Annotated in this window: 3 protein-coding genes; all 3 read right to left on the bottom strand. The window is 70.9% G+C overall.

Going from position 1 to position 3,807, the window contains the following annotated elements; translation table 11 throughout:
* Positions 1-152: 152 nt before the first annotated feature.
* On the bottom strand, positions 153-2,009 hold the full coding sequence (locus F8271_RS30420) for an acyl-CoA dehydrogenase (RefSeq protein WP_151493236.1): 1,857 nt from the start codon (positions 2,007-2,009) through the stop codon (positions 153-155).
* 128 nt (positions 2,010-2,137) lie between these two features.
* A complete protein-coding gene (locus F8271_RS30415) occupies positions 2,138-3,265 on the bottom strand; it encodes a PP2C family protein-serine/threonine phosphatase (RefSeq protein WP_151493235.1) in 1,128 nt (375 codons plus the stop codon).
* A gap of 101 nt (positions 3,266-3,366) precedes the next feature.
* Positions 3,367-3,807, bottom strand: a 441-nt coding sequence (locus F8271_RS30410) for a septal ring lytic transglycosylase RlpA family protein (protein ID WP_151493234.1), incomplete at its 5' end; no start/stop codon positions are given.

Below are 3,807 nucleotides of genomic sequence, written 5' to 3'. Positions count from 1 at the left end.
CGGGCCGGGCCGGATCGCTGCCGGGGCGACGGACCGACCCGCCGGCGCGGACCCGGGTCGCGGATACGGCGACGGCCGGCGGGGCGGATGCCCTCGCCGGCCGTGGCTGCCGGGTGGTGCGACCCGGGACCGTCAGGCGTGCCGTGGCACGGTCAGAAGGCCTCCTCCGGGAGGTCCATGATGTCGAGGTCGGCACCCTCGATGATCCGCCGGTCGGCACCGATGCGCGGCAGCACCTCGCGGGCGAAGAAGCGCGCGGCGGCCACCTTGCCGGTGTAGAACGCCTTGTCGCTGGCGGAGACGTCGCCCGCGAGGGCCTTCAGCGCCACGTCGGCCTGCTTCTGGAGCAGCCAGCCGACCACCAGGTCACCGATGGCCAGCAGGAAACGTCGGCTGCTCAGCCCGACCTTGTAGAGCGCGCGGGTGTCGCCGCCCTGCGCCTCGCCCAGCCACCCGGTCAGCACGCCGAGGATGGTCTGGATCTCGGCGAGCGCCTTGCCGAGCGCCTGCCGCTCCTCCTTGAGCTGGCCGTTGCCCGCCTCGGAGGAGATGAACTCCTGGATCTCGCCGGCGACCGCCATCAGCGCCTTGCCGTTGTCCCGGACGATCTTGCGGAAGATCAGGTCCAGGCTCTGGATGGCCGTGGTGCCCTCGTACAGAGTGTCGATCTTGGCGTCCCGGACGTACTGCTCCAGGGGGTAGTCCTGGAGGAAGCCGGAACCACCGAAGGTCTGCAGGGCCTCGTGCCCGAGCAGCTCGTACGCCCGCTCCGAACCGACGCCCTTGACCAGCGGCAGCAGCAGGTCGTTGACCCGCTTCGCCAGCGTGGTGGCCTTCTCGTCGCCGGCCGCCTCGGCGATGGCGACCTTGTCCTGCCAGGTGGCGGTGTAGAGGACCAGGGCGCGCAGACCCTCGGCGTACGACTTCTGCAGCAGCAGCGAGCGGCGCACGTCCGGGTGGTGGGTGATGGTGACCCGCGGGGCGGTCTTGTCCGCCTGCTGGATGAGGTCGGCGCCCTGCACCCGGTTCTTCGCGTACTCCAGGGCGTTGAGGTAGCCGGTGGAGAGGGTGGCGATGGCCTTCGTGCCGACCATCATCCGGGCGTACTCGATGATCATGAACATCTGCCGGATGCCGTCGTGCTTGTCGCCCAGCAGCCAACCCTTGGCCGGTACGCCGTGCTCGCCGAAGGTCACCTCGCAGGTGTTGGAGACCTTCAGGCCCATCTTGTGCTCGACGTTCGTGGCGTAGACGCCGTTGCGCTCGCCCAACTCGCCGGTGGTCTCGTCGAAGTGGAACTTCGGCACCACGAACAACGACAGCCCCTTGGTGCCCGGACCGCCGACACCCTCCACGCCCACCGGGCGGGCCAGCACGAAGTGCACGATGTTGTCGCTCAGGTCGTGCTCACCCGAGGTGATGAAGCGCTTGACGCCCTCGACGTGCCAGGTGCCGTCCGGCTGCTGGACGGCCCGGGTGCGGCCGGCGCCGACGTCCGAGCCGGCGTCCGGCTCGGTGAGCACCATGGTCGAGCCCCACTGCTTGTCGATGAAGAGCTTCGCCCACGCCTTCTGCCGTTCGGTGCCCTCGACGTGCAGCACGTGCGCGAAGGACGGGCCGGAGGCGTACATCCAGACCGGGGCGTTCGAGCCGAGCACCAGCTCGGCGAGCGCCCACCAGAGGGCGCGCGGCGCGTTGGTGCCACCCAGCGCGGGCGGCAGATCCAGGCGCCAGAACTCGGAGTCCATGAATGCCTGGTAGGACTTCTTGAACGACTCCGGCAGCGGCGCGGTGTGCGTGGCCGGGTCGAAGACCGGTGGGTTGCGGTCGCTGTCCGTGTAGCTGGCGGCCAGATCCTCGCGGGCGAGGCGGTCGACCTCGGCGAGGAAGCTCCGGGCGGTGTCGGTGTCGAGATCCGAGTACGGCTCCTGGCCGAACGCCCGGTCCGCCCCGAAGACCTCGAACAGGTTGAACTCGAGATCCCGGAGGTTGCTCTTGTAGTGGGTCATGCTCACTGGCCCCGCTTCCGGACAGGTGTTACCGATCAGTAACCCCGACTGTATTACTCGCGGGTAGGCAGCGACAAGCGGATCACCCAAGTGACGGCGATTACACACACGCTTGTGACAAACGCCGGTCAGTTCTCGGCCGCGCCGACCTCCCAGCTCGGTACGGCCGCGGCGGCCCCGGTACGGGCGCCCACGTACTCCATGAGGACCAGCGCGATGTCGTCGTCGAGGCGACCGTGCACCCACTCCACCAGGGCGGTCTCCAGCGAAGCCAACCCGTCGGCGACCGTGCCGTGCCCGAGCAGCCGCCAGGCCCGGTCGGCAGTGGGGAAGAACTCGCCGTCCCGCCGGGCCTCACCGAGGCCGTCGGTGAACAGCAGCAGCCGGTCACCGGGCTCCAGGCGCTCCACCCGGGGGCGGACCACCGGCATGAACCCGAGCGGGGGCGCCGGCGCCGGCGGCTCCAGTGGAATCACCGCACCTCGACGCAGGAGCAGCGGTGGCGGGTGCCCGCAGTTGACGATGGTGAGCGTGCCGCCCCGCTCCTCGACCAGTGCCGCCGTCACGAAGTCCTCGTCGCCGACGTTGCGGGCCACCGCACGATCCAGGTCGGCGACGACCGCGCGCAGGTCCGCCCGCTCGTAGGCCACGTGCCGGTACGAGCCGAGGACGATGCTGGCCAGCCGGACCGCGTCCAGGCCCTTGCCGCGTACGTCGCCGATGATCATGCGCACCCCGTAGGGCGTGTCGATCGCCTCGTACAGGTCGCCGCCGATCTCGGCGGTCGCCGTGGAGGAGATATAGCGCCCGGCGACCGAGAGCGTGCCGACCTGCGGGCCGAGCGGACGCAGCACCGCCTGCTGGGCCACCGAGGCGAGCTTCGACAGCTCGGCGATGTGCTCGGCCTGCCGCTGTCGTACCGCCGCCACCGCCACGGCCAGGCCGGTGGCCAACGCGACCCCGACAACGTTGACCGAGGTGACCAGCGCCATCTTCGGCTCGATGACGGCGAAGCCGGCCCCGATCACCGTCGCCGCGACACCCACCCCCAGCACCACCTGCCAGGACGCCAGGGCGGCGGCCAGGACCGGTGCGGCCGCCAGCAGGGCGATGTAGTGCGCGGGACGGCCGTCCGCCGCCTCGACCGCCGAGACGATCAGGAGCAGCGCAACGGCCGCGCCGAGGCCGGCGCGGGATCCGGGGCTCAGTGGGCGGCGGCCCGACTGGAGGAGTCGCGTGGGTACGAGGGACAGCATGCCTGATCCGCGTGAGCGGGTGAATGAACCTGGCCCGTCGTCCGAGAAGGTTCTGACCGGCCGGCTCGGGTGTCCGGCCGGATCGGCGGGAACCGGACCGCTCAGCCGAGCACCTCGTAGCGCACGGTGAGCGCGCCGACGTCGACCGACGCGATGCTGGCGAACGCGGCCCGGGAGAGGTCCAGACAGCGCCCGTCGATGAACGGGCCACGGTCGTTGATCCGTACCACGACCGACTTGCCGTTGGCCGGGTTGGTCACCCGGACCTTGGTGTTGAAGGGCAGCGTCTTGTGCGCGGCGGTCAGTGCGTCCGGGTTGAACGACTCACCGTTCGCGGTGAGCTGCCCGTCGGAGTAGAACGAGGCACCGCACGAGCCGCTGTCGAGCACCTTCGCCGCCGCGGTGGTCTTCTTCGCGGTCGGGCTCGGCTTCGGCGACGCGGTGCGGGCCTTGGCCCGGGAGGCGGCCTGCGCCGACCGGCTGGCCGACGGGCTGGCCGTCACGCTCGGCGAGGCGCTGGCGCTGGGGGATGCGGCCGGGGA

The sequence above is a fragment of the Micromonospora sp. ALFpr18c genome, assembly GCF_008868155.1.
Classification (GTDB): Bacteria; Actinomycetota; Actinomycetes; order Mycobacteriales; family Micromonosporaceae; genus Micromonospora.
The sequence above is the reverse complement of the archived record's forward strand: the minus strand, read 5'-3'. Positions and strand labels throughout refer to the sequence as shown.

What these genes read in the sequence shown, in the direction of transcription:
- F8271_RS30420 (WP_151493236.1), bottom strand. Translation starts at nt 2,009, where the DNA reads ATGACCCACTACAAGAGCAACCTCCGGGATCTCGAGTTCAACCTGTTC.
- F8271_RS30415 (WP_151493235.1), bottom strand. Translation starts at nt 3,265, where the DNA reads ATGCTGTCCCTCGTACCCACGCGACTCCTCCAGTCGGGCCGCCGCCCA.